The sequence below is a fragment of the Streptomyces mobaraensis genome (assembly GCF_020099395.1).
GTDB lineage: Bacteria > Actinomycetota > Actinomycetes > Streptomycetales > Streptomycetaceae > Streptomyces.
The window spans coordinates 4,507,974-4,533,977 of record NZ_CP083590.1; the positions used below are offsets into that span (position 1 = coordinate 4,507,974).

Here is a 26,004-nt window from a genome sequence, read left to right on the forward strand (position 1 = left end):
CCGCTCCCTAGGCTCGTCATGCGACGGCAGGCAGGCAGGCAGGCAGGCAGGCAGGCCGGAGGGCCGGGGTGGGGTCAGCCCCACCATCGGAACACCCCCGTGCCCCATCGCGGCGTCCGCCATGGAACAGCAGGCTGGTGCGAGTCCGGAGAGACCCGCCGGACTGCCTTCCGGGCGCGGCAAAGGCAGTAGCGGAAACAGCAGCAGAAACAGGAGACCCACCGTGAAGACGGCTGTATCGATTCCCGTGACCGGGAGCGGCGGAGGACGGACGGCCGTCGCGGCGAGGGCGCGTCAGGTCCTCAAGGCGTACGGGTCGGGGGAGACCCGCGTCACCGCGCTGGACCACGTCGACGTGGACATCGCCCGCGGGCAGTTCACGGCCATCATGGGCCCGTCCGGCTCCGGCAAGTCCACCCTGATGCACTGCCTCGCGGGGCTCGACACGGTCACCTCCGGCGAGATCTGGATTGACGAGACCGAGATAACCCGGCTCAAGGACAAGAAGCTCACCCAGCTCCGCCGCGACCGGATCGGTTTTATCTTCCAGGCGTTCAACCTGCTGCCGACCCTCAACGCCCTCGAGAACATCACGCTCCCCATGGACATCGCGGGCCGCAAGCCCGACCGGGACTGGCTGAACCGGGTGGTGGAGACCGTCGGCCTGGCGGGACGCCTCAAGCACCGGCCCAACCAGCTCTCCGGCGGCCAGCAGCAGCGCGTCGCCGTGGCCCGCGCGCTCGCCGCCCGGCCCGAGATCATCTTCGGTGACGAGCCGACCGGCAACCTCGACTCCCGGGCCGGCGCCGAGGTGCTGGGCTTCCTCCGCCGCTCGGTGGACGAACTCGGCCAGACCATCGTGATGGTCACCCATGACGCCGTCGCCGCCTCCTACGCCGACCGCGTGCTCTACCTGGCGGACGGGCGGATCGTCGACGAGATGCACCAGCCCACCGCCGACATGGTCCTCGAGCGCATGAAGCACTTCGACGCCCGCGGGCGGGTGTCGTGACCGTCTTCAAGACCTCCCTGCGCAACCTCCTGGCCCACAAGGGCCGGATGGCGCTGTCCGCCGTGGCCGTGCTGCTGTCGGTGGCGTTCGTCTGCGGCACGCTGGTGTTCACGGACACCATGAACGCGACGTTCGACAAGCTCTTCGCGGCCACCGCCTCGGACGTCTCGGTCACGCCCGAGAAGAAGGACGACGTCCAGTCGAGCGGGACGCCGCGGACCGTGCCCGCCTCCCTCCAGGGCAAGCTGGCCGCCGTGCCCGGCGTCGCCAGGGTCGAGCCCGAGGCGAGCAGTCAGCAGATCACCGTCGCCGACGCCCGCAACAAGGACATCGGCCCCGACTCCGGCGCCCCCACCGTGGGCACCAACTGGAGCGAGCGGCAGAAGAAGTCCGTCGAGATCACCAGCGGCCACGAGCCGCGCGGGGCCGCCGAGGCCGTCCTCGACTCCGACACCGCCGACAAGCGCGGCGTGCGGATCGGCGACACCCTCCGCGTCATCGCCGCCCCGGGCGACTTCCGCGTCCGCGTCGTCGGCCTCGCCACGTACAAGACCACCAACCCGGGCGCCGCGGTCGTCTACCTCGACACGCGTACCGCCCAGGCCCGGCTGCTCGGCACGACCGGCGGGTACAGCGGCTTCGGGCTGACCGCCGCCTCCGGCGTCAGCGACGAGCAGCTCAAGGAACGCGTCACCGCGGCCGTCGGCCCGCGCCTGACCGTGCACACCGCCGCCGAGACGGAGAAGGAGAACAAGGAGGACTTCGGCTCCGTCCTCGACGTCATGAAGTACGCGCTGCTGGGCTTCGCCGGCATCGCCGTCCTCGTGGGCATCTTCCTGATCGTCAACACCTTCTCCATGCTGGTCGCCCAGCGCACCCGTGAGATCGGCCTGATGCGGGCCATCGGCGCCGGCCGCCGCCAGGTCAACCGGTCGGTGCTCGTCGAGGCGCTGATGCTCGGTGTCATCGGCTCGGTGCTGGGCATCGGCGGCGGCATCGGACTGGCCGTCGGCCTGATGGGGGTCATGGAGTCCGTCGGCATGAACCTGGACACCGGGGAACTGACGGTCAAGGCCACCACGCCGCTCGTCGGCCTGGCCATCGGTGTGCTCGTCACCGTGTTCGCCGCCTACCTGCCCGCCCGCCGGGCCGGGAAGATCTCGCCGATGGCCGCCCTGCGCGACGCCGGCACCCCCGCCGACGGCCGCGCCGGCCGGGTACGCGCCGGCATCGGGCTGGCGCTGACCGCCGCCGGAGCCGCCGCGCTGCTCGCCGCGGGCAACGCGGACCAGGCGTCCGCCGGGTCGGGCCTCCTCGGCATCGGCGTCCTGCTGACGCTCATCGGGTTCGTGGTCGTCGGACCGCTGCTCGCCGGCTTCGTCGTCCGCGCCCTCGCCGCCGTGGTGCTCCGCGTCTTCGGCCCGGTCGGGCGGCTGGCCGAGCGCAACGCGCTCCGCAACCCCCGGCGCACCGGTGCCACCGGTTCCGCCCTGATGATCGGCCTCGCGCTGGTCGCCGCCCTGTCGGTGGTCGGTTCCTCGATGGTCGCCTCCGCCACCGACCAGCTGGACAAGTCCGTCGGAGCGGACTTCATCATCCAGGACGGCGGCGACAAGGCCCTGAGCCCGGCCGTGGAGAAGGCCGTCCTGTCGGCCCACGACATGGAGCACTTCAGCCGCTACACCCGCGTCATGGCCAAGGTCACCACCCCCGACGGCAGGACCGCCACCCAGAAGCTCACCGCCACCGACCCCACCTACGCCGACGACGTCCGGTCCGAGACCGTCCAGGGCCGGCTGAAGGACGCCTACGTCAAGGACGCCATGTCCGTGCCCGAGGGCTTCGCCAAGGACCACGGCATCCGGCGCGGCGACCGGCTGACCGTCACCATGATCGACGGCCGGACCGCCCGGCTCCGGGTCGCCGCCCTCACCTCGGACGACACGGCGCTGGACAAGGGCGCGATGTACCTGAACATCGCCACCGCCCGGACGTACCTGCCGGCGGGCGTGATGCCGCCGACCGGCATGATCCTCGCCAAGGCGAAGGACGGCCGGGCCACGGAGGCGGCCGCCTCCCTCAAGGCCGCCGTCGCCGAGTACCCGCAGATCAAGGTCCGCGACCAGGCCGACTACAAGGCCATGATCAAGGACCAGGTCGGGCAGCTGCTCAACATCATCTACGGGCTGCTGGCCCTCGCGATCATCGTCGCGATCCTCGGTGTCGTGAACACCCTCGCCCTGTCGGTCGTCGAGCGGACCCGCGAGATCGGCCTGATGCGCGCCATCGGCCTCTCCCGCCGCCAACTGCGCCGCATGATCCGCCTGGAGTCGGTGGTCATCGCCCTCTTCGGCGCCCTGCTGGGCCTCGGACTCGGCATGGGCTGGGGAACGACGGCCCAGAAGCTGCTGGCCCTGGAGGGCCTGGGCGTCCTGGACATCCCCTGGTCCACGATCACCGCCGTCTTCCTCGGCTCCGCACTGGTCGGCCTCCTCGCCGCCCTGGTCCCGGCCTTCCGGGCCGGCCGGATGAACGTCCTGAACGCCATCGCCACCGACTGATCCCGTCCGGGACCGGCAACGGCCCGGCCGCGCCACGGGGGTGCGCGGCCGGGCCTGGCGCTGCACCCAGCCCGTCCGGCGTTTGAGGACAGCACGCGAAGCGTGCTTCGGGGGTGCGGGGGCGCAGCCCCCGTGAGAAACGGAAAGTGGGGGTGCCCCCTCTGGGGGAGGGACAGGGGCAAGCCCCCCGCCCGAGGCGGAACCGGCCCGCGGCCGCCCGGGGGCGCTCCCCCGCCGTCGGGGCGCGGGCCGCCCGCCACCCACCGGCCCGCGCCCGGCCGCGCCCCGACGCCCCCACCCACCCCACCACCGCGTCGTACGCTGGAGACACACCCGGCTCGTCCCCCACGCGTCGGGCGATTCGTGTTGTCACCCTCCCGGGACGGAAGCCCCTCATGAGCCTGCACGGTCTGCTCGACGCCGTCGTCAACGATCCGGCGCTCGCCGAAGCGGTGAAGGCCGCGGGCGACGGCAACCGGCCGCACATCGACCTCGTCGGACCGCCCGCCGCCCGGCCGTTCACCATCGCCGCCCTGGCCCGCGCGGGCCGCCCCGTCCTGGCCGTCACTGCCACCGGGCGGGAGGCCGAGGACCTGGCCGCCGCGCTGCGCTCGCTGCTGCCGCCGGACGGCGTCGTCGAGTACCCGTCCTGGGAGACGCTGCCGCACGAGCGCCTCTCCCCGCGCTCCGACACCGTCGGCCGCCGGCTGGCCGTGCTCCGCCGGCTCGCCCACCCCAGCCCCGACGACCCGGCCGCCGGGCCCGTCAGCGTCGTCGTCGCGCCCATCCGGTCGGTGCTCCAGCCGCAGGTCAAGGGGCTCGGCGACCTGGAGCCCGTCAGCCTGCGCAGTGGGCAGAGCGCCGATCTCGGCGAGGTCACCGAGGCGCTGGCCGCCGCCGCGTACGCCCGGGTCGAGCTGGTGGAGAAGCGCGGCGAGTTCGCCGTCCGCGGCGGCATCCTCGATGTCTTCCCGCCCACCGAGGAGCACCCGCTGCGGGTGGAGTTCTGGGGCGACGACGTGGAGGAGATCCGCTACTTCAAGGTGGCGGACCAGCGGTCGCTGGAGGTCGCCGAGCACGGGCTCTGGGCGCCGCCCTGCCGTGAGCTGCTGCTCACCGACGCCGTCCGGGAGCGGGCCGCCGCGCTCGCCGAGGACCACCCGGAGCTCGGCGAACTCCTCGGGAAGATCGCCGAGGGCATCGCCGTCGAGGGCATGGAGTCCCTGGCGCCGGTGCTGGTGGACGACATGGAGCTGCTGCTCGACGTCCTCCCGGCCGGCAGCATGGCGGTCGTCTGCGACCCGGAGCGGGTGCGGACCCGCGCCGCGGACCTGGTCGCCACCTCGCAGGAGTTCCTCCAGGCGTCGTGGGCCGCCACCGCGGGCGGCGGCGAGGCGCCCATCGACGTGGACGCCGCCTCGCTGTGGAGCATCGCCGACGTCCGCGACCGGGCCCGCGAACTGGGCGTGATGTGGTGGTCCGTCAGCCCGTTCGCCGCCGACGAGGACCTGGACAGCGACACCCTCACCCTGGGCATGCACGCCCCCGAGACCTACCGCGGCGACACCGCCCGCGCCCTGGCCGACACCAAGGGCTGGCTGGCCGACGGCTGGCGGACGCTGTTCCTCACCGAGGGGCACGGCCCGGCCGCGCGGACGGTGGAGGTGCTGGGCAACGAGGGCATCCCGGCCCGGCTGGACGCCGTGCTCGACGACTTCTCCCCGTCCCTGGTGCACGTCTCCTGCGCGAGCCTGGACAGCGGCTTCGTCCACCCGGGACTGAAGGTCGCCGTCCTCACCGAGACCGACCTCTCCGGCCAGAAGTCGGCGAGCAAGGACATGGGCCGGATGCCGGCCCGCCGCCGCAAGTCCATCGACCCGCTGACCCTCCAGGCGGGCGACTACATCGTCCACGAGCAGCACGGCGTCGGCCGCTACATCGAGATGGTGCAGCGGACCGTCCAGGGCGCCACCCGCGAGTACCTGCTCGTCGAGTACGCGCCGGCCAAGCGTGGCCAGCCCGGCGATCGCCTCTACATCCCCACGGACCAGTTGGAGCAGGTCACCAAGTACGTGGGCGGTGAGGCGCCGACGCTGCACCGGCTCGGCGGCGCCGACTGGACCAAGACGAAGGCGCGCGCCAAGAAGGCCGTCAAGGAGATCGCCGCCGACCTGATCAAGCTCTACTCGGCGCGGATGGCGGCCCCCGGCCACGCCTTCGGCCCGGACACCCCCTGGCAGCGGGAGTTGGAGGACGCCTTCCCGTACGCGGAGACCCCGGACCAGCTCACCACCATCGCCGAGGTCAAGGAGGACATGGAGAAGTCCGTCCCCATGGACCGCCTGGTCTGCGGCGACGTCGGCTACGGCAAGACGGAGATCGCGGTGCGCGCCGCCTTCAAGGCGGTGCAGGACGGCAAGCAGGTGGCGGTGCTGGTGCCGACCACGCTGCTGGTGCAGCAGCACTTCGGCACCTTCTCGGAGCGGTACGCCCAGTTCCCCGTGGTGGTGAAGGCGCTCTCCCGCTTCCAGACCGACACCGAGGCGAAGGCGGTGCTGGAGGGCCTGCGTGAGGGCTCGGTCGACATCGTCATCGGTACCCACCGGCTGTTCTCGTCCGAGACGAAGTTCAAGGACCTGGGCCTGGTCATCGTCGACGAGGAGCAGCGCTTCGGTGTCGAGCACAAGGAGCAGCTGAAGAAGCTGCGGGCCAACGTGGACGTGCTCACCATGTCCGCGACGCCGATCCCGCGGACGCTGGAGATGGCCGTCACCGGCATCCGCGAGATGTCCACGATCACCACTCCGCCGGAGGAGCGCCATCCGGTCCTCACCTTCGTCGGGCCCTACGACCCGAAGCAGATCGGCGCCGCCATCCGGCGCGAACTGCTCCGCGAGGGGCAGGTCTTCTACATCCACAACCGCGTCGAGTCCATCGACCGGGCCGCCGCCCGGCTGCGCGAGATCGTGCCCGAGGCGCGGATCGCCACCGCGCACGGGCAGATGTCGGAGTCCGCGCTGGAGCAAGTCGTGGTCGACTTCTGGGAGAAGAAGTTCGACGTGCTGGTCTCCACGACGATCGTGGAGTCCGGCATCGACATCTCCAACGCCAACACCCTCATCGTCGAGCGCGGCGACAACTTCGGCCTCTCCCAGCTCCACCAGTTGCGCGGCCGCGTCGGCCGCAGCCGCGAGCGTGGGTACGCCTACTTCCTGTACCCGCCGGAGAAGCCGCTCACCGAGACCGCGCACGAGCGGCTGGCCACCATCGCCCAGCACACCGAGATGGGCGCCGGCATGTACGTGGCGATGAAGGACCTGGAGATCCGCGGCGCCGGCAACCTGCTGGGCGGCGAGCAGTCCGGGCACATCGCCGGCGTCGGTTTCGACCTCTACATCCGCATGGTCGGCGAGGCGGTGGCGGACTACCGCGCCTCCCTGGAGGCCGGCGGGGCGGAGGAGCCGCCGCCGCTCGAGGTCAAGATCGAACTGCCGGTGGACGCGCACGTCCCGCACGACTACGCGCCGGGCGAGCGGCTGCGCCTCCAGGCGTACCGCGCCATCGCCTCCGCCAACAGCGAGGAGGACATCAAGGCCGTCCGCGAGGAGCTGACCGACCGGTACGGCAAGCTCCCCGAGCCGGTGGAGAACCTGCTGCTGGTCGCGGGCCTGCGGATGCTCGCCCGGGCCTGCGGGGTCACGGACATCACCCTGCAGGGCTCCAACGTCCGCTTCGGTCCGGTCGAGTTGCGTGAGTCGCAGGAGCTGCGGCTCAAGCGGCTCTACCCGCGCACGGTCATGAAGCCCGCCAACCGGCAGATCCTGGTGCCGCGGCCCGCGACCCGCCCCATCGGCGGGAAGCCGCTGGTCGGGCGGGAACTGCTGGCCTGGACCGGGGAGTTCCTCACGACCATCCTCGGCTGACGGCGGGTGCCGGTGCCGGGACGGGCACGGGACGGCCCGGCGCTCCTCTCGGCGGATTCCGATGCCAGCGCCGGTGTCGGCTTCGGTGCAGGGACGGAGGCAGGGCCCGGTGCGCCGCCGCCCGCCGGTGCCGGCCCGTGCGGTTCCTTTCCTGCCGGGCGGCCCGAGCGCGTCAGGCGGCGCGCTTGAGCACCACGGTCGTGCCCTCCACGCCCACCAGGCCGTACCGGGCCCCCGGATGCCTCCGGGCCGCGTCGGCGACGAGGTCCTTGACGGGCCTGCCGTCGTCGACGCGCTCGGTTATGTAGGCGGGCGTTATCCCCTGGGTGTCCCCGAACCAGAAGACGCGGCAGCGGCCGGTCAGCCGGCTTATGGCGGCGACGTCCGACGCCTCGACGGTGGCGCCGTCCGGTATGCGCGCCAGCAGCCGCTCGGTGGCCTTGACGCTCGCGGGTATCTCGTAGGTGGCGGGCTCGGTCAGGGTGTAGAGGGGGAGGGACGCGCTGAGGGCCAGGGCCGCGCCGGCTACGGCGGCCGGAAGCTGCCGGGCGTACCGGCGCAGCCAGTCCCGCCGGCTGCGGTGGGCGGTGGCGAGGGCATCGGTCAGCGCGATGAGGACGATGGGCATCAGGACGGCGTTGTAGTGCCAGTCCGTTCCCCAGTAGTGGTCGTCGTGGGAGACGAACCGCCAGGCGAGCGTCGGCAGGGCGACGATCGCCACCGGTGACCGGAGGGCCAGCAGGCCGGTGGTCGGCAGCAGTATCCACAGCAGGGTGCGGGCGGCGGTCAGCGGCGGGATGGTGGCGGTGGAACCGCCGTCGATCTTGTTCCAGTAGCCGTAGGAGCCGGTGTTGTTGAAGGACGGGATCGCGACGCCGAGGGCGAGGGCGCTGGCGGCGAGACCGAAGGCGACGAGGATGCCGCCGGCCATCGTGGCCTTGGTGTCACGCGGGGTCCCGTCCGGGCCGTGGCGCCGGTCCCGGCGCTCCAGCAGGAGGATCGCCGCGCCGATCGCGGCGACCGTGACGCCCAGGTCCTCCTTCACCAGGACCAGGGGCAGCGCCCAGCACAGCGCCGTCCGCCACCGCCGGCCGACCACGGCTTCCAGGGAGAAGGCCAGGAGCGGCATGGCGAAGGCGATCTCGTGGAAGTCGAAGTCGACCGCGCGCTGTATGCCCCAGGAGAAGCCGTAGGCGATGCCTATCGCCAGCCCGCGGGCGCGCCCCAGTTTTCCGGCGGCGAGCCGGACGACGGGGACGGCGGACAGCGCGAACAGCGCGGCCTGGACGACGAGCATGGTGACGGGGCTGGGGAAGAGCCGGTAGAAGGGGGCGACCAGGGCGGTGATGGGGCTGAAGTGGTCGCCGAGGATGTTGGCGCCGGGACCCTTGAGGTCGGCGACGGGCGCCTGGAAGTGGGAGTAGGTCCGGATGGCCTGCTCGAAGATGCCGATGTCCCAGGACATGGTGAGCATCCGGCGGTGCCGGGTCACCGAGAGGGCGGTATAGAGGACGAACAGCGCCCCGGCCACCCAGTAGGGGTCGAGCCGCGGTGCCCGCAGGGTGCTGGTCCACGCCCGGCCCCCGGCCGGTGCGGCGGCCGTGTCCGGGCCCGGCGCCGAGACGGCGGCTGCGGCCGAGTCCATGGGGGTCCTCTCCTCCTGCTGGCTTTCCGGTTCGGCTGACGACTGTCGAAAAGATACGCGGAACCGCCGGGCGCCGTGGCGGGCGCGGTCGTCGCCCGGTGCCGGATCAGCCGGTCTTCTTCCACTCGGCACAGCCGCTGGTCTTGAAGTAGGCGTCCTGCGCGGTGATCGTCACGAGGCCGTTGCCGGTGACGTTCTCGTTGGCCGCGATCGAGTCCATGCCGTGCAGCGCGTCCTTGGCGCGCTCCCAGTAGCAGTTGCCGTCCGCCTTGTTGCCGGTGGACCGGTAGGTGCCGGGGGCTATGTCGGCCCCCACCCGGTACATGCCGTCGCCGGACACCGACGTGGTCGTCGGGGCGCCGCCCGCCTTGGCGGGGACGAGCTCCCAGCCCTTGCAGCCCTGGGACTTGAAGATCTTGTCCTCGGCCTTGATCGTCACATAGCTGGTGCCGGTGACGTTGTCGTTGGCGATGATCGAGTCGGCCTCGCCCTTGGAGTCCTTGGCCCGCTCCCAGTAGCAGTTGCCCGAGGACTTGTTGCCGACGCTCCGGTAGGTGCCGGGCTTGACGTCGGACCCGATCTGGAACGTCCCGCTGCCGGGGATGTCGGCCTTCTTCGCCGCTTTCCCCTCTTTACCGGAGCCCTTGTCGGCCGTGCCGCCGTCGCCGGCGGTGACGACCTTGTCGGAGGCGCTGTCGTCCCCGCCGCCCGAGAGCGCGGCACCCGCGCCCACGACGAGGACGAGGGCGCCGGCCGCGGTGAGCACCTTGTGCCGGGCGAACCAGTTCCGCTGCTTCTGCTGGGCGTGCTGATACATGGCGAACACCTTTCGGCGAGAGATCCGCGATCCGATGGGTCAATCACAGCAGAAGCTGTTAACCGAGTCAACGACGTTCACGGGATCGAGTGACTTCACGCCTGTGAAGGGATCGGTTCGGAGGCCGGGGGTATGCTCGGCACCACATCGAACGAGCGGCAGGCAGCCAGGAGGAGGGGAGTCAGGTGTCGGAGAGTGCGGTGGAGGTGACCGCGGCCGGAATCGCCCGGCTGGCCGGAGTGGGACGCGCGGCGGTCAGCAACTGGCGCCGTCGGCACGCCGACTTTCCCCAGCCCATAGGGGGTACGGAGACCAGCCCGACCTTCTACCTCACCGACATCGAGCGGTGGCTGAGGCACCAGGGCAAGATCGAGGAGGTGCCGCTGCGGGAGCGGGTCTGGCAGCAGCTCGTCGGGCATCCGGCCGGCGCCGTCACCGCCCTCCGCTACGCCGGCTCCGTCCTGCTCCTGGTCAAGAACCGGCCCATGGACTGGCTGGAACTGGCGGAGCTCCCCGACACCGCGCTCGCCGAAGCCCTCCCCACCGCCCTGGAGACCGTGCTGGCCGCCCGGCTCGGCGAGCACCACGCCGTCGCCGTCCCCGGCCCGGCCGAGCTCGCCGTCTCCTCCGGCCTGCTGCGCGGCATCGCCGACCTCGCCACGGTGCGTGGCGCCGGCCCCGCCTACGAGTTCCTCCTCGGCCGCCACCTCGACGCCAATCCCCGGCAGTACTCCCTCACCCCGCCCGGCGTCGCCGAGCTCATGGCAGCCCTGGGCCACGGGCCCAAGAGCGACCGGCGGGACCGCACGGTCCTCGACCCCGCCTGCGGCACCGGCGGGCTGCTCAGCGCGGCCGGCGCGGCCGGCTCGGCCGAGCGGCTCACCGTCCTCGGCCAGGAGGCCGACGCCGACCTGGCCGCGCTCACCGCCCTGCGCCTGGCCCTGCACTCCGACGCCCAGGTGCGGGTGCGCCCGGGTGACAGCCTGCGCGCGGACGCCTTCACGGACCTGTCCGTCGACGTGGTGCTGTGCCACCCGCCGTTCAACGAACGCAACTGGGGCCACGACGAGCTGGCCTACGACCCGCGCTGGGAGTACGGGTTCCCCGCCCGCACCGAGTCGGAGCTCGCCTGGGTCCAGCACGCCCTCGCCCGCCTCCGCGAGGGCGGCACCGCCGTCCTGCTGATGCCCCCGGCCGTCGCCTCCCGCCGGTCCGGCCGCCGCATCCGCGCCGACCTGCTCCGCCGCGGCGCGCTCCGGGCCGTGATCTCGCTGCCGGCCGGCGCCGCCCCGCCGTACGGCATCCCGCTGCACCTGTGGGTGCTGCGCCGCCCGGGCGCACAGCAGTCGCCCACCCCTCAGGTGCTGCTCGTCGACACCGCCGACCTCGCCCCGGCCGGCCGTGACAAGCTCCCCTGGCAGGCCGTCGGCACCGCCGTGCTGGAAGCCTGGGAGGACTTCGACCGGTGCGGCACGGTGGAGGAGAAACCGGGCCAGCACCGCTCGCTGCCCGTGATCGACCTGCTCGACGACGACGTGGACCTGGCCCCGGCCCGCCACCTCCCGCCCCCCGCGTCGGCCGGCGGCGTCGCCGACCTCACGGACGTCCAGGACCGGCTCACCGTCGCCCTGGGCCGGGCCGCCGAACTCGCCCCGGGCGTACCGGAAGAGAGCTCGGGCGCCCGCTGGCCGACCACCACCGTCGGAGAGCTCGCACGGGCCGGCGCCCTCGTCCTCCGGGCCGGCGGCCCCGGCACCGCCACCGGGCCGGACGCGGCTCCCGTGCTCACGGACTACGACGTCAAGGCGGGCGGCCCGCCCTCCGGCACACTGCCCGAGGGGCCGGCCGAGGAACCGGTGCTGGTGGAGCCGGACGACGTGGTGGTGCCGGTCCTCGGTGACGTCACCGTGGCCCGTGTCGTCGACGAGGCCACCGCCGGAGCGGCGCTCGGCCGGGGGCTGTTCCTGCTCCGGCCCGACCCGGCCGCGCTCGACCCCTGGTTCCTCGCCGGATTCCTGCGCGGCACCGCCAACCAGCGCCAGGCGAGCAGCTACGCGTCGACGGCGACCCGGCTCGACGTACGCAGACTCCAGGTGCCCCGGCTGCCGCTGGGCGAACAGCGCCGCTACGGCGCCCGGTTCCGCGCCCTGGCCGCCTTCGAGGAGGCGCTGCGGCTGACCGAACGGCTGGGAGAACAGCTGATCCAGGGGCTGTACGACGGGCTGACCGACGGGACGGTACGGCCGGACTGAGCCGGACCAAGCTGGATTGAGCTGGACTGCACCGGACTGAGCCGGGCGGGACGGGCCAGGCGGGGTGTGCGGGATGGACTGGATGGGTGCCGCCGGGACGGACCGGATGGGTGCCGCCGGGACGGACCGGCCGGGACGACGGGTCGGACGGTGCCGCCGGGATGAACCGGGCGCGACCTCCGAACGCGCCGGGGCCGCGCGGCGGATGGGACGGCGCGGTGTGGCCTCACGGATCGGGGGCTGTGTGGGGGTGGCTGGGTGTGAGCGGTCCCCCGGCCGTCGGATCGGGGCAACCCTCGCGACCGTTCGGAGGTCGATGGATAGGCTCTGTCACATCCCGTACACCAGGAGCAGTGATGAATGGCCCCGGCCCGGCACAGCGGCAGCCCCACCGTCCCGGTGGAGCGATGGTCGTCACCATCCGTGTGGTCATCGTCGCCATCACCGTCTGCACGGTGTTCCTGCTGAGTTGGATACCGATGCTGCGCATGGCCATCGTCCGGCGGAGGGCCTTCGACTGGGCGCTGTTCTGGGTGGTGTTGGTGGCCTCCGTGGTCTGGCTGTTCATGATGAGGGAAGAGCTCGCCAAGACGGTCTGGTACACCCTGGGCGTCACCGGGGCGATCGGGACCGGGGTGGCCGCGACCGCCTACTACCTCTGGTCCGACATCCGCCACCACCGGGCGGCCAGGACCCGATGGGCCGCGCCGCAGGCCGGTGTCGCGCCGGCCGCCGCCTTCCCGGCGGCCGCCCCCGGCCCCTACGCTCCGGTCCACCCCGGAGGGCAGCCCATCGGAGGTCACCTGCCGCCGCTGTCCTATAGCCAGTACGGTCCGACCCCGCCCGTGGTCGGGCAGCATCCCTATGGTCACCTGACGGGTGGTCACTCGAGCGGCGGTCATTCCTCGTTGCCGCCATCGGCCGTTCCTCCGGGCGGCGCCATGATGCCCGGGCACCCCATGGGCGCCGTTCCCGGGCCGGCCGGGCAGGCCGGGCCTGTCGGGTCCGCCGGATCTGCCGGGTCTCCCGGGGTCGGCGGTCATGCCGGCCTCGCCGGCCCGGTGAACCCTGTCGACCCGATGGCGCCCGGCGCCTCGGGGGCCGGGGCCGGCGCGGAGCGCCCGTACCGGCCGCGCCACGCGCGCCCGGCCGCCGCACAGGAGGCCACGTCCCACCCGGCCGGTGGCGCGCCCTTCATGACGTCCCGTCAGCCGTCACCGCCGCTCGCCGGGCAGGCGCCGGCCTACGGCTATCCGCAGCCGGACCCGCACGCGCAGACCACCGTGCCGTCGCACCCGCGCCACCCCGCTGACCAAGGCCACAGGCCCGCCCCGCACCAGTCGCCCGCGCATCCGCAAGCGCCGGCCCAGCCGTCCCGGCAGCCGTCGGCCCCGGCGGACGGCGCGCGCCGGCCGCAGCGGATCGACCAGGTCCGGGCCGAGCTGGACGAACTGAGTGACCTCCTCCGCAGGGGTCCGGGCCACCAAGGGGAGCGGGAACAGTGAACGGGCGCGTCATCGCCGACCGGTACGAGCTGGCGACGGTCATCGGCCAGGGCGGCATGGGCCAGGTATGGACCGGCTACGACCGGCGGCTCGACCGCCGCGTGGCCGTGAAGCTGCTGCGCCCCGACCGGATGGCCGGCACCGACGGCGGGGACGAGCTCCGCCGCCGCTTCGTCCGCGAGTGCCGGGTCACCGCCCAGGTGGACCACCACGGCCTGGTCACCGTGCACGACGCGGGCAGCGACGGCGAGGACCTCTACCTCGTCATGCAGTTCGTCGAGGGCGCCGACCTCGCCGACCATCTGGCCGAGCACGAGCCCTACCCCTGGCCGTGGGCCGTCTCGGTGGCCGCGCAGCTCTGCTCGGTGCTCGCGGCGGTGCACGCCGTCCCGATCATCCACCGCGACCTCAAGCCGCGGAACGTGATGATCCGCCCGGACGGTTCGGTGCTCGTCCTCGACCTCGGCGTCGCCTCCGTCATGGACGCCGACACCACGCGCCTCACCCGGACCGGTTCGCCCATCGGCAGCCCCGCGTACATGGCGCCCGAGCAGGCCATGGGCGGTGCCGTCGGCCCGTACACCGACCTCTACGCGCTCGGCGTGCTGCTGCACGAACTGCTCAGCGGGGAGGTTCCGTTCGCCGGTTCGACGGCGCTCGGGGTGCTGCACCGGCACCTCTACGAACCGCCCGTCCCCGTCCGCCGGCTCCGGCCCGAGACGCCCCCGGCGCTGGAGGAGCTGGTCCTGCGGCTGCTGGCCAAGGACCCGCAGGACCGCCCCGCCGACGCGCAGGAGGTCTACCGGGCGCTCGTCCCCCTCCTGCCCGCGACCGGACGGACCGCGGACGGCCCCTACACCGGAGCCGCGGGCCACCCGGGCGGGACGGCCGGGGGAGCCATGGCCCCGACCGTCAGTTCGGTCATGGGCCCGATGAACCCCACGCGCCCCTTCCTGCTCCCGCACGCCCCCTGGCCCGACCGTTCCACCACCGTCCCCGCCCCCGCCGGGGCGGCGGCCCTCGCCGGGACCCCCGCCCCCGGAGCGGCGCCCGTGGCCACCGGAGCGCCGGCGGGCTTCCCCGCCGCCGCCGACGCCGGCTTTCCCGCGGGTCACACGCCCACCGGCGGGGCCGACGTCGCCGGGGCCGTCGAGGAGGTCAAGAGGCTGCTCGACCAGGGCGGCATCACCCAGGCCGTCGACATCCTCGGGGCGATCCTCCCGGCCGCCGCGGCCGAGCACGGCGAGCACTCCGGCGTCGTCCGGAGCCTGCGCAAGCAGTACGCGGCGACGCTCATGGACGACGGCCAGTACCGCCGCGCCCTCCCCGAACTGCACCGGCTGATGGACGACTACGCCGCGGAGACCGGCCCGCGGGCCGCCCGCCAGGTGCTGCGCTTCCGGTACGACGCCGCCCAGTGCCTGGAACAACTGGGCGACGCGGCCGGCGCGCTCGACGAGTACCGCGCGCTGCTGCCGCACTTCCAGCACGATCCGGACGACCTGGCGACCGCGTTCGAGATACGCCGGCGCACGGGCCACCTCCTGCTGTCCCTCGGCGACCGCCACGCCGCGCACGAGACGCTGATGGCCCTGCTCTTCGACGCCGAGCGGGTGCACGGTCCGCACCACCCGCTCCCCGCGGAGATCCGCCACACCCTCCGCTGGCTGGGTGAGGTCCGGGCGTGAAAAGCCTGGCGGCCAAGAAGAGCTGAGGTCTCGTCAGCCCCTCCCGCCCCACCAGCCCCGCGCATCCCGGACGCCGGCGAATCGTTGGTCGAATCAGTGGCCTCCGCCACACGGACTCCCTACCATCGATCAACGCCAGGTCGATCGCCGTACCGCCGCACGAGCACTGCCGGGAGGCTCCATGATCCGCCGAAGGACCGCGCTCTCCGCCGCCGCCGGGCTGTTGGCCGCGACACCCCTGCTCACCGCCTGCGGGTCCACCCCGCACCCCGGCGCCGCGGCCGTCGTGGGCGACGACCGGATCACCGTGGCGCAGCTCCAGAGCCAGGTGAAGGACGTCCGCGACGCACAGGAGTCGTCCCCGCAGGGCGAGCAGCTGACGGCGAACAGCGCACGGCTCAGCCAGGACACCCTCATCCGGCTCGTCCAGTACCGGATCATCGAGAAGGCCGGACAGGACAACGGGGTGGACGTCACCCGCCGCGAGCTCCAGGACGAGCGGTCGCAGGTCGAGCGCGCCAACGGCGGCGCCGAGGCGGTGCGCGCCCGCTTCCTGGCCCTGGGCATCGCCCCCTCGCAGATCGACCAGGCCCTCGCCATGGACCTCGTCCGCACCAAGCTGGACGGCAAGCTCGGCGCCGCGCGTACCAACGACGTGCTGATGAAGACCTCCCAGGCGCTGCGCGTCGACATCAACCCGCGGTACGGCGCCTGGGACGCCAAGCGCGGCACCGCCCGCCCGCTGCAGGAGCCCTGGCTGCGGCCGGTCGCTCCGCCCGCCGCCGAGAGCCCGGTGTAGAAGAGTCCGCGGAGAGAGCCCGGTGCTGGCGGCGGGCCCCTCGGGGTCCGGTCCGGCCGCCGTCCCCTACGCTCGACAGGGTGAACGACTCTGCGTCCCCGGCGGCCGGCCGGATCGTCCTGCTCACCACCAGCCACCGCGTCGCGCCCGGACTGCTGTCCTGGCCGGCGTGGCAGACGCTGCGCGCCGCCGACCGGGTGCTCTGCGCCGACCCCGCCCATCCGCTGCTGCCCTACCTCGGGGAGGCGGGGATCACCGCCGAGACCCCGGCGGGCTCCTTCGACGCCCGGGCGCTCGTCGACGACTGCCTGGCCGGCGGCCGGACCGTCGTCGTGATCACGTCGGCGGCGGGGGAGTCGGCCCTGACCGACGGTCTGGCCCGGCTCGCCGGTTCCGGCCGGCAGCGGATGCCGGCGCTGGAGCTGCTGCCCGGTTCGTACGACCTGCCGGGCGCCCGCCTCCTCGACCTGGTGCAGGTCATGGACCGGATCCGGGTCGCCTGCCCGTGGACCGGCATCCGCACCCACGAGGACCTGGGCAAATACGGCCTGGAGGAGATGTACGAACTCGTCGAGGCCATCGAGACGGGCGACCGCGAGGCGCTCCGCGAGGAGCTCGGCGACGTGCTGCTCCAGGTGGTCTTCCACGCGCGCATCGCCCAGGACGACCCCGACGAGCCGTTCGCGATCGACGACGTGGCGGGCACCATCGTCGAGAAGCTCGTCCACCGGCACCCCCATGTCTTCGGCGACGCGGAGGCGGAGACTCCGGAGGACGTCAGGGCGCACTGGACGCGGACCAAGGCCGCCGAGAAGCGCCGCGCGTCCCTGACCGAGGGCGTCCCGCTGGGGCAGCCGGCCCTGGCGCTGGCCGCCAAGCTGGCCTCCCGCGTCCGCGCCGAGGGCCTGGACGTGCCCCTCCCGGCCGGTGAGGGCGTCGGGTACGCGCTGCTGGCCATGGCGGTCCGGGCCGAGGCGGAGGGCGTCGAGCCGGAGACCGCGCTGCGGGCCGCCGCCCGTACGTACCGGGACGCGATCCGGCAGGCCGAGGCCCAAGTGGAGGCGAAGAGGGACGGTGGTGGGGAAGGGGCCGCGTAGCCCCGCGCGGTCCCGCGCGCCCGGCGGCGGTTGCACACCCGTTCGGCTCAGTGACGGTCTTGACCGGGCGCCCTCCGGGTAACCGGACTGCATGCGTACCGATGAGATGGTTCTCGCCCTGCCCGCCTGGGTCGGCGGCGCCGCCCCCTTCGCCGTCGGGCTCTGTGTCGGCGCCCTGCTGCTCCTCGCCTTCGTGTACGGACGGCGGTGGCGTGACAAGGAACCGCCGCCCCCGAGCCAGCCGCAGCGGCGGCAGGGCGCCTGGCAGACGCGCGAGGAGCACGACCGGGGGCCGTCCTCGCCGGACCACGGGCCGGGGCACGAGGACAACGACGACGCCGTCGGCTACGTGACCGAGCACCGGGAGGCGGACCCGCTGCGCACCGAGGGCCCGGGTGAGCGCGTCCTGCCGCACGAGCTCCGGAACCCCGGGAGCCACGAGGAGGAGCTCACCGAGGAGCGACGGAAGTGGAACCCCGGGAGCAGCGGCGCCTTCGGCAGCGGCGGGGGCGGCCATCACTGAGTGGTCAGCCCTGGACGGCCGCCAGTAAGCGGCCACCGCCAAGCGGCCGCCGCCGGGCGGTCACCACGGGAAGCGAGCGGGCGGGGCCGCGCCTCGCCCCGCGCCCCCTAGTAGCGTCGGACCGTGCACGACAAAACCGACGACCACACCGCTCCCGCCCCGCCCGCCGCCTCCGAGGGCCCCACGCCTCCCCTCTTCACCTGGGAGTTCGCGAGCGACCCCTACCCGGCGTACGCCTGGCTCCGCGAGCACGCCCCCGTGCACCGGACCGCCCTGCCGAGCGGGGTGGAGGCGTGGCTGGTGACCCGGTACGCCGACGCGCGGCAGGCGCTGGCCGACCAGCGGTTGTCGAAGAACCCCGTGCACCACTCCGAGGCCGCGCACGGCAAGGGCAAGGTGGGCATTCCGGGCGAGCGGAGTGCCAACCTCATGACGCACCTGCTCAACATCGACCCCCCGGACCACACCCGCCTCCGCCGTCTGGTCTCCAAGGCGTTCACGCCCCGGCGCGTCGCCGAGTTCGCGCCCCGCGTGCAGGAGCTCACGGACCGGCTCATCGACGGGTTCGCGGAGCGCGGGGAGGCGGACCTCATCCACGAGTTCGCGTTCCCGCTCCCCATCTACGCGATCTGCGACATGCTCGGCGTCCCGCCGGAGGACCAGGACGACTTCCGGGACTGGGCCGGGATGATGATCCGGCACGGTGGCGGCCCGCGCGGCGGAGTGGCCCGTTCCGTGAAGCGGATGCGGACGTACCTCGCGGAGCTGATCCACCGCAAGCGCGAGGACCTCGGTGACGACCTGATCTCCGGGCTGATCAGGGCCAGCGACCACGGCGAGCACCTCACCGAGAACGAGGCCGCCGCCATGGCCTTCATCCTGCTCTTCGCCGGCTTCGAGACCACCGTCAACCTCATCGGCAACGGCACGTACGCGCTCCTGCGCAACCCCGGGGAGCGCGAGCGCCTGCAGCGCGCGCTGGCCGCCGGGGACGAGAGCCTGCTGGAGACCGGGGTGGAGGAACTGCTCCGGTACGACGGTCCGGTGGAGCTGGCCACCTGGCGGTTCGCCACCCGGGACCTGACGATCGGCGGGCAGCGCATCGCGGAGGGCGACCCCGTGCTCGTCGTCCTCGCGGCGGCCGACCGGGATCCGGAACGGTTCGCCCAGCCCGACACCCTCGATCTCGCCCGCAGTGACAATCAGCACCTCGGGTACGGGCACGGCATCCACTACTGCCTCGGGGCGCCGCTGGCGCGGCTGGAGGGCCGGACGGCGCTCGCGACGCTGCTGCGACGCCTTCCCGACCTGCGGCTTTCCGCTGATCCGGACGATCTGAGGTGGCGTGGCGGGCTCATCATGCGGGGCCTGCGGACCCTGCCCGTGGCTTTCTCGCCGGAGCCCGGGCAGACGGGCACATGACTATACGTCAACTTGGCTTGACCGTCTCCCGGCGTTGAACCCGGTGGGTTGTGGCGCCTGAGGGGCGTGGCTATCTTCTGCCGTCATATTCAGCAGCCACACGATCGGCAGCGGTCAGCAGCCGGTCGGCAGCAATATGAGAGGTGATCGCATGCTCTCCGGGAAAGGCCGACATCGCCGTCCCCGTCAACTGCCCGCCGTGGTCGTCGCCGCGGGCGTGGCGGGCGCCGGGATCGCCATGCCCCTGCTCGGTGCCACCACCGCCGACGCCGCGGACGCCCCCACCTGGGACCGCGTCGCCCAGTGCGAGAGCGGCGGCCTGTGGAGCGCGGACACGGGCAACGGGTTCTACGGCGGACTGCAGCTCACCCCCGACATGTGGAAGCAGTACGGCGGAACGGAGTTCGCGCCGCGCCCCGACCAGGCCAGCCGCGCCCAGCAGATCGCCGTCGCCCAGCGGATCCTCGACGCCCGCGGCCCGTACGCCTGGCCCGCCTGCGCGGTGAAGTCCGACCTGGCCAAGGACGGCCGGGCGCCCGAGGTCAACCCGGGGATGCCGCACGACGCCGTCGAGGGGTCGTCGCACACGCCGGCTTCCGGAACGTCCGGGAAGACCGATTCCGACCGGTCTCGGGAGACGTCGTCCGACAAGGCCGAGGGCAAGACTGAGGGCAAGGCCGAGGGCAAGACCGACAAGAAGGCCGACAAGAAGGCCGACGAGAAGGCGTCCGGGAAGGCGTCGGACACCTCCGCCGGGAAGGACGCCGGTGACAAGGGCGGGAAGGCCGGCGAGCACGGCACCACCGGCACCACCGGCAACTCCGGTACCACCGACGCCTCCGGCAAGCCGGGACAGCCAAAGAAGCCGTCCGGCGAGGACCGCGACTCGTCCACCGACTCGCCCTCCGGTTCGACCTCCGGCGGCAAGCACCGCAAGCCGGACGGTGATGCCACGGACACCTCGGCCGACAGGCAGAAGGCCGGCCGGGATGGCGGCGCGGACTCCGGAACGTCCGCCACCGGCACGACGGATGAGCACCCGCGCGCCGGCGCGGACGGCGCCGGCACCGGCAAGCACCGCGCGGAGCCGTCCGGTTCCGGCGGTGAGCGCGCGTCGCGCGGCGCGGAGCGCGGGCGCGTGGACGCACCCGACGTGCACGACTACACCGTGCGCCCCGGTGACAACCTGTCAGAGATCGCGGAACAGCACCGGGTCGAGGGCGGCTGGCACCGCGTGTACCAGGACAACAAAAAGGTCGTGGGCAGCGATCCGGACCTCATTCACCCCGGTCAGCAGCTCGAACTGAAGAAGTAGCGGGGGAGTTCGCGTCGAATGTCCGTTCCGGATGAAAGTGAGACATGGGTCTCGTTGACATCGGCGCGGAGACGGCTCGTCAGAAACCCGTGAAACCACCCCCACCTGCGGAAACAGTGGGTTCCCCGGGGTGGGTGGCGCAGGCGGTGGCTGAAAAGGAGGGTTTGAACCCGTCGGCCGTCTGTGCTTACCGTCGTCATCGCTCGCCATCGCGAGCACCACGGTCGTCACGCCGAATCCTGCCGGCGGCCGGGGGAGTCGTCGCGCAAGCGCCGTAGGCAGGAGCGGGGGAACCACGGTAGGTCGCCGGAACGGTTCATCGGTCAACGACCGACGTACCGGGACGGCTTGGGGTGAAGCCTGGTGAGCGCAAGCCACCGGGCCGGGCAACTCACGCCCGAACCCGACAGCTCACCTCGTAGGCGCCGGTGAGGAAACCGAGTCATGTCCAAGGGCAAGCACCGTCGTCCGAACAAGGCCGTCCGCATCGCCACGCTCGCGGGTGTCACCGGCGCCGCAGTCGCCGCCCCGCTGATGATGGCCACGTCCGCCCACGCCGCCTCCGTGCAGACCTGGGACCGCGTGGCCCAGTGCGAGTCCGGCGGCAACTGGTCGATCAACACCGGCAACGGCTACTACGGCGGCCTGCAGTTCTCGCAGTCCTCGTGGGCGGCCATGGGCGGTACCAAGTACGCGCCGCGCGCCGACCTCGCCAGCAAGGGCCAGCAGATCCTGGTCGCCGAGAAGCTGCTCGCCGCCCAGGGCCCCGGCGCCTGGGGCTGCGCCGGCGAGGGCGGCCTGACCCGCGGTGGCGGCTCCCCGTCGGTCGACGACTCCGGCTCCGGCAAGGTCGTCTCCAAGTCGACCTCGGGCCAGCGTGCGACCGGCCAGAGCCACGCCGACCGCAGCGAGCGCAAGGCCGCGCCGAAGCACGCCGCTCCGCAGCGGGAGGCCGAGGAGGCCCCGGCCGCGCCGGCCGCCAAGCCGGCCGCGCCGAAGCACGCCGCGCCGAAGACCGTCAAGATGGGCGACGGGGAGTACCAGGTCAAGGAAGGCGACACTCTCGCCAAGATCGCCGAGGCCAAGAAGGTCAAGGGCGGCTGGGAGAAGCTCTACGACCGCAACAAGGACATCGTGGAGAGCGCCGACCTCATCTTCCCCGGCCAGAAGCTGCACCTCAGCTGAGGCTGAGAGGTCTTCCGGGGGCGTGTGCCGTACACGGCCGGGCCCCCGGCCGAGGCCCTGACGGGGACCCCGTGGCCGGGCGGCGCGTACCGCCGCCCGTACCTGCGGTGTTCCCGGCACAGCACCCGAACCACCGGCCCGGCCCCCCTTCCCGGGCCGCAGCGGGACCGCCCCGCTCTGATGCGATCGATCCCCCCCCCGAGCCGCATCGGAGTGGGGCTTCGCCGTGCTCGGGTGCGGGTCAGGCGTGGATGTGTGTCAGGCGCGGATGTGCGTCAGGCCGGGGCGCGTCCTGTTCCGAGGCGCGGGGGCGCTGTCGGACGCGCCGCACCCTCCCGGGCCGTGAACCGCTCCCGAGCGCGCGCCGTTTTCGCGCGCCCGGCGGCCGACCCGCGCGCCGGCCGTTCCACGCAACCGCCCCGGCCGCCCCGGCCGCGTACGACGCGCCTCCCACCTGCCTCGCCCGTCCCACCCGCCGTCCGGTTCCAGAACCGGTTCCGCACCGGCTCCGCACCGGTTCCCGCACCCGTTCCCCCTTGAGCGAACAGCTCGCCCATTCGCCCTTGATCTCGGCGTTTGTGCCATTTTTCCGGCGGGGTGGCGCTCCGGGGGCAGGTGGACCCTCCGGCGCCCGTTAGGCTCGTGCTGCAGAACGCTGGAGTACCCAGACACACACGAAGGAGACCCTCGTGCCGTCCATCGACGTCGTCGTAGCTCGCGAGATCCTCGACTCGCGAGGCAACCCCACGGTCGAGGTCGAGGTCGGCCTCGACGACGGCTCCACCGGCCGCGCCGCCGTGCCGTCCGGTGCCTCGACCGGTGCCTTCGAGGCCATCGAGCTCCGCGACGGGGACAAGAACCGCTACCTGGGCAAGGGCGTCGAGAAGGCCGTGCTGGCCGTTATCGAGCAGATCGGCCCGGAGCTCGTCGGCTACGACGCCACCGAGCAGCGCCTGATCGACCAGGCCATGTTCGACCTGGACGCCACCGACAACAAGGGCTCCCTGGGCGCCAACGCCATCCTGGGCGTCTCCCTGGCCGTCGCGCACGCCGCCTCCGAGGCGTCGGACCTGCCCCTCTTCCGCTACCTCGGCGGCCCGAACGCGCACCTGCTGCCCGTTCCGATGATGAACATCCTGAACGGCGGCTCGCACGCCGACTCCAACGTGGACATCCAGGAGTTCATGATCGCGCCGATCGGCGCGGAGTCCTTCTCCGAGGCGCTGCGCTGGGGCACCGAGGTCTACCACACCCTCAAGGCCGTGCTGAAGGCCAAGGGCCTCTCCACCGGCCTGGGCGACGAGGGCGGCTTCGCCCCGAACCTCGGTTCCAACCGCGAGGCCCTCGACCTCATCCTCGAGGCCATCAAGCAGGCCGGTTACACCCCCGGCCAGGACATCGCGCTCGCGCTCGACGTCGCCGCGTCCGAGTTCTACAAGGACGGCGTCTACACGTTCGAGGGCAAGAGCCGTACCGCCGCCGAGATGACCGACTACTACGCCGAGCTCGTCGAGGCGTACCCGCTGGTCTCCATCGAGGACCCGCTGTTCGAGGACGACTGGGACGGCTGGAAGACCATCACCGAGCGCCTCGGCGACGCGGTCCAGCTCGTCGGTGACGACCTGTTCGTCACCAACCCCGAGCGCCTCGCCCGCGGCATCGAGGAGGGCGCCGCCAACGCCCTGCTGGTCAAGGTCAACCAGATCGGTTCGCTGACCGAGACCCTGGACGCCGTCGAGCTGGCCCAGCGCAACGGCTTCAAGTGCATGATGTCCCACCGCTCCGGCGAGACCGAGGACGTCACCATCGCCGACCTGGCCGTCGCCACCAACTGCGGCCAGATCAAGACCGGTGCCCCGGCCCGCTCCGAGCGCGTCGCCAAGTACAACCAGCTGCTGCGCATCGAGGAGATCCTCGACGACGCCGCGGTGTACGCCGGCCGCAGCGCGTTCCCGCGCTTCCGCCAGGGCTGAGCCGCACCTGGCAGTGCGCGTGCGAGGCTGACAAAGCCTCACGCCTCACCCCGTCCCCGGCCACGGTCCCGTACCGTGGCCGGGGACGGTTTTGGCATGCGTTCCGGCTTCGGTGAAGCCGGCAGCGGGGAGGCGATGTGGCGGCGGAACGGTTCTCCACCGCGACCAGGCTCAAGGCGATCGGCTCGGTCCTGGTCCAGGGGCCGGACGCCCGGGCCCGGCGCACCCGTCCGCCGCGGCGCAGCCGGCTCACCGGCCGCGCGGCGCTGCTGGCGCTCGTCGTCTGCTCGCTGATCGTCGCCCTGGCCTACCCCATGCGCCAGTGGGTCACTCAGCGTTCGGACATCGACGACCAGCGGAACCGCTCCGAGCAGGCGAAGGAGCAGGTGAAGCGGTTGCGCGAGGAGAAGGCGCGGCTGGAGGACCCGGCGTACGTCGAGCGGCTGGCGCGCGAGCACCTGCACTACGTCCGGCCCGGCGAGACCGGCTACACGGTCGTGGACGGCAGCGGCAACCCGCGGCACCGCCGCGACCAGGGCGCCGCCGACCGGCCGTGGTACGTCAACCTGTGGGACGGCGTGGACACGTCGGACGCCCACCGCTGACGCGCGGCCACTCCCGGCCTCCTTCTCTTGACCCCACCCATCGACACGAGCGAGCACATGGACACCCCTCCTCCCCAGACCGAGCCCACCCAGCCCACCGACGCGGACATCGCCGCGTTCAAGGAGCAGCTCGGCCGCCCCCCGCGCGGCCTGCGGGCGATCGCCCACCGCTGCCCCTGCGGCAACCCGGACGTCGTCGAGACCGCGCCGCGGCTGGAGGACGGCACGCCGTTCCCGACGCTGTACTACCTGACGTGCCCCCGCGCGGCCTCCGCCATCGGCACGCTGGAGGCCGAGGGCGTGATGAAGGAGATGAGCGCCCGGCTGCAGAGCGACCCGGAGCTGGCCGCCGCGTACCGCGCCGCGCACGAGGACTACATCCGCCGGCGGGACGCGATCGAGGTGCTGGAGGGCTTCCCCAGCGCGGGCGGCATGCCGGACCGGGTGAAGTGCCTGCACGTGCTGGTGGGGCACTCGCTGGCGGCCGGTCCCGGCGTCAACCCGCTGGGTGACGAGACGATCGCGATGCTGCCGGAGTGGTGGCGCAAGGGTCCGTGCGTGACGCCGTGCGGCGCGCAGTCGCCGTCCGACGGCTCCGACGGCTCCGACGGCTCCGACGAAGAATAGGGAGAACTCCGCATGACCCGCCGTGTTGCCGCGATCGACTGCGGTACGAACTCGATCCGTCTGCTCGTCGCCGATCTCGACCCCGCCACCGGCGGGTTCAAGGAGCTCGACCGCCGGATGACGATCGTCCGCCTCGGCCAGGGCGTGGACCGCACCGGGCGGTTCGCGCCGGAGGCGCTGGAGCGGACGTTCGCCGCGTGCCGGGAGTACGCCGAGGTGATCCGGGCGCACGGCGCGGAGCGCGTGCGGTTCGTCGCCACCTCCGCGTCGCGGGACGTGAGGAACCGCGCGGAGTTCGTGGCCGGCGTCGTGGACATCCTGGGCGTCGAGCCCGAGGTGATCACGGGTGACCTGGAGGCGGAGTTCTCCTTCACCGGCGCCACCAAGGAACTCACCGGTCGCACGGACCTCGACCGTCCCTTCCTGGTCGTGGACATCGGCGGCGGCTCGACGGAGTTCGTCGTCGGCGACGACCGGGTACGGGCGGCGCGCAGCGTGGACGTCGGCTGCGTACGGATGACGGAACGTCACCTCGTCGTGGACGGCACGGTCGTGGACCCGCCGTCGCCCGAGCGGATCGCCGCCATACGGGCCGACGTCGAGGCCGCCCTCGACCTCGCCGAGCGGACCGTCCCGCTGCGCGAGGCCCGCACGCTCGTCGGCCTGGCCGGCTCGGTCACCACGGTGGCGGCCATCGCCCTCGGCCTCCCCGAGTACGACTCGACGGCCATCCACCACGCGCGGATCCCGCTGGCCCGCGTCCGCGAGGTCACGTCCCGCCTCCTCACCTCCACCCACGAGGAGCGCGCCGCGATCCCCGTGCTGCACCCGGGCCGCGTGGACGTGATCGCGGCGGGCGCGCTCGTCCTCCAGTGCCTGATGGAGCGGATCGGGGCGGAGGACGTCGTGGTGAGCGAGCACGACATTTTGGACGGCATTGCTTTCAAAACGGCACAAGACGCTGACCAGGACAAACAGCAGGACTGACCCTGGAATCGGCGTAACAGCAGGGCAGACGAGGGCCCCGGTACCGTCCGGTACCGGGGCCTTCATCC

The 26,004-nt window shown here is 72.9% G+C and carries 18 protein-coding genes and 1 riboswitch; of the genes, 16 read left to right on the plus strand and 2 right to left on the minus strand.

Annotation, left to right across the window (positions count from 1 at the left end; translation table 11 throughout):
• Window positions 1–223 precede the first annotated feature (223 nt).
• The 3 genes from K7I03_RS19735 to mfd all read left to right on the plus strand — a co-directional run bounded on the left by K7I03_RS19735 (window position 224) and on the right by mfd (window position 7,496).
• Entirely contained in the window at window positions 224–1,012 is a 789-nt protein-coding gene (locus K7I03_RS19735; protein ID WP_185942671.1) for an ABC transporter ATP-binding protein, read from the plus strand.
• Entirely contained in the window at window positions 1,009–3,573 is a 2,565-nt protein-coding gene (locus tag K7I03_RS19740; protein ID WP_185942672.1) for an ABC transporter permease, read from the plus strand. The genes K7I03_RS19735 and K7I03_RS19740 overlap by 4 nt, the downstream gene beginning before the upstream one ends.
• A gap of 395 nt (window positions 3,574–3,968) precedes the next feature.
• The gene (gene mfd / locus K7I03_RS19745) at window positions 3,969–7,496 is read left to right on the plus strand and encodes a transcription-repair coupling factor (RefSeq protein ID WP_185942673.1); all 3,528 of its coding nucleotides are present in this window, start codon (window positions 3,969–3,971) and stop codon (window positions 7,494–7,496) included.
• Window positions 7,497–7,668: 172 nt separating this feature from the next.
• On the opposite strand, the gene K7I03_RS19750 is transcribed toward mfd, so the two are convergent.
• Both K7I03_RS19750 and K7I03_RS19755 read right to left on the minus strand, forming a co-directional pair.
• On the minus strand, window positions 7,669–9,141 hold the full coding sequence (locus tag K7I03_RS19750; RefSeq protein ID WP_185942674.1) for a DUF2079 domain-containing protein: 1,473 nt from the start codon (window positions 9,139–9,141) through the stop codon (window positions 7,669–7,671).
• A 106-nt stretch (window positions 9,142–9,247) separates the two neighbouring features.
• Window positions 9,248–9,958 carry a hypothetical protein gene (locus K7I03_RS19755; protein WP_185942675.1) on the minus strand — a complete coding sequence of 237 codons (711 nt, stop codon included), beginning with the start codon at window positions 9,956–9,958 and terminating at the stop codon, window positions 9,248–9,250.
• Between the two features lie 185 nt (window positions 9,959–10,143).
• Here K7I03_RS19755 and K7I03_RS19760 point away from each other — a divergent pair, with 185 nt between their 5' ends.
• The 13 genes from K7I03_RS19760 to K7I03_RS19820 all read left to right on the plus strand — a co-directional run bounded on the left by K7I03_RS19760 (window position 10,144) and on the right by K7I03_RS19820 (window position 25,936).
• Entirely contained in the window at window positions 10,144–12,210 is a 2,067-nt protein-coding gene (locus tag K7I03_RS19760) for an N-6 DNA methylase (RefSeq protein WP_185942676.1), read from the plus strand.
• A gap of 407 nt (window positions 12,211–12,617) precedes the next feature.
• Entirely contained in the window at window positions 12,618–13,715 is a 1,098-nt protein-coding gene (locus K7I03_RS19765) for a hypothetical protein (RefSeq protein ID WP_185942726.1), read from the plus strand.
• Entirely contained in the window at window positions 13,712–15,403 is a 1,692-nt protein-coding gene (locus tag K7I03_RS19770; protein ID WP_185942677.1) for a serine/threonine-protein kinase, read from the plus strand. Before K7I03_RS19765 ends, K7I03_RS19770 begins: the two co-directional genes overlap by 4 nt.
• Before the next feature lie 181 nt (window positions 15,404–15,584).
• Window positions 15,585–16,202 carry a SurA N-terminal domain-containing protein gene (locus tag K7I03_RS19775; protein ID WP_185942678.1) on the plus strand — a complete coding sequence of 206 codons (618 nt, stop codon included), beginning with the start codon at window positions 15,585–15,587 and terminating at the stop codon, window positions 16,200–16,202.
• Window positions 16,203–16,282: 80 nt separating this feature from the next.
• The gene (locus K7I03_RS19780; protein ID WP_185942679.1) at window positions 16,283–17,299 is read left to right on the plus strand and encodes a nucleoside triphosphate pyrophosphohydrolase; all 1,017 of its coding nucleotides are present in this window, start codon (window positions 16,283–16,285) and stop codon (window positions 17,297–17,299) included.
• 91 nt (window positions 17,300–17,390) lie between these two features.
• On the plus strand, window positions 17,391–17,822 hold the full coding sequence (locus K7I03_RS19785; protein ID WP_185942680.1) for a DUF6479 family protein: 432 nt from the start codon (window positions 17,391–17,393) through the stop codon (window positions 17,820–17,822).
• A gap of 123 nt (window positions 17,823–17,945) precedes the next feature.
• Window positions 17,946–19,244 carry a cytochrome P450 family protein gene (locus K7I03_RS19790; protein WP_185942681.1) on the plus strand — a complete coding sequence of 433 codons (1,299 nt, stop codon included), beginning with the start codon at window positions 17,946–17,948 and terminating at the stop codon, window positions 19,242–19,244.
• A gap of 151 nt (window positions 19,245–19,395) precedes the next feature.
• On the plus strand, window positions 19,396–20,559 hold the full coding sequence (locus K7I03_RS19795) for a transglycosylase family protein (protein WP_185942682.1): 1,164 nt from the start codon (window positions 19,396–19,398) through the stop codon (window positions 20,557–20,559).
• Window positions 20,560–20,819: 260 nt separating this feature from the next.
• Window positions 20,820–20,999, plus strand: a riboswitch (cyclic di-AMP (ydaO/yuaA leader).
• Window positions 21,000–21,003: 4 nt separating this feature from the next.
• Window positions 21,004–21,744 carry a LysM peptidoglycan-binding domain-containing protein gene (locus K7I03_RS19800; RefSeq protein WP_185942683.1) on the plus strand — a complete coding sequence of 247 codons (741 nt, stop codon included), beginning with the start codon at window positions 21,004–21,006 and terminating at the stop codon, window positions 21,742–21,744.
• A 689-nt stretch (window positions 21,745–22,433) separates the two neighbouring features.
• Window positions 22,434–23,717 (plus strand): phosphopyruvate hydratase, encoded by a 1,284-nt coding sequence (eno, locus tag K7I03_RS19805; RefSeq protein ID WP_185942684.1) that lies wholly within the window; start codon window positions 22,434–22,436, stop codon window positions 23,715–23,717.
• Window positions 23,718–23,854: 137 nt separating this feature from the next.
• On the plus strand, window positions 23,855–24,322 hold the full coding sequence (locus K7I03_RS19810) for an FtsB family cell division protein (RefSeq protein WP_185942685.1): 468 nt from the start codon (window positions 23,855–23,857) through the stop codon (window positions 24,320–24,322).
• 57 nt (window positions 24,323–24,379) lie between these two features.
• Window positions 24,380–24,949: a DUF501 domain-containing protein gene (locus tag K7I03_RS19815; protein WP_185942722.1), complete on the plus strand. Its 570-nt coding sequence runs from the start codon at window positions 24,380–24,382 to the stop codon at window positions 24,947–24,949.
• 12 nt (window positions 24,950–24,961) lie between these two features.
• Window positions 24,962–25,936 (plus strand): Ppx/GppA phosphatase family protein, encoded by a 975-nt coding sequence (locus K7I03_RS19820; RefSeq protein ID WP_185942686.1) that lies wholly within the window; start codon window positions 24,962–24,964, stop codon window positions 25,934–25,936.
• Window positions 25,937–26,004 lie beyond the last annotated feature (68 nt).

What these genes read in the sequence shown, in the direction of transcription:
- mfd (WP_185942673.1), top strand. Translation starts at nt 3,969, where the DNA reads ATGAGCCTGCACGGTCTGCTCGACGCCGTCGTCAACGATCCGGCGCTC.
- K7I03_RS19750 (WP_185942674.1), bottom strand. Translation starts at nt 9,141, where the DNA reads ATGGACTCGGCCGCAGCCGCCGTCTCGGCGCCGGGCCCGGACACGGCC.
- K7I03_RS19755 (WP_185942675.1), bottom strand. Translation starts at nt 9,958, where the DNA reads ATGTATCAGCACGCCCAGCAGAAGCAGCGGAACTGGTTCGCCCGGCAC.
- K7I03_RS19765 (WP_185942726.1), top strand. Translation starts at nt 12,618, where the DNA reads ATGGTCGTCACCATCCGTGTGGTCATCGTCGCCATCACCGTCTGCACG.
- K7I03_RS19775 (WP_185942678.1), top strand. Translation starts at nt 15,585, where the DNA reads ATGATCCGCCGAAGGACCGCGCTCTCCGCCGCCGCCGGGCTGTTGGCC.
- K7I03_RS19785 (WP_185942680.1), top strand. Translation starts at nt 17,391, where the DNA reads ATGCGTACCGATGAGATGGTTCTCGCCCTGCCCGCCTGGGTCGGCGGC.
- K7I03_RS19795 (WP_185942682.1), top strand. Translation starts at nt 19,396, where the DNA reads ATGCTCTCCGGGAAAGGCCGACATCGCCGTCCCCGTCAACTGCCCGCC.
- K7I03_RS19800 (WP_185942683.1), top strand. Translation starts at nt 21,004, where the DNA reads ATGTCCAAGGGCAAGCACCGTCGTCCGAACAAGGCCGTCCGCATCGCC.
- K7I03_RS19815 (WP_185942722.1), top strand. Translation starts at nt 24,380, where the DNA reads ATGGACACCCCTCCTCCCCAGACCGAGCCCACCCAGCCCACCGACGCG.
- K7I03_RS19820 (WP_185942686.1), top strand. Translation starts at nt 24,962, where the DNA reads ATGACCCGCCGTGTTGCCGCGATCGACTGCGGTACGAACTCGATCCGT.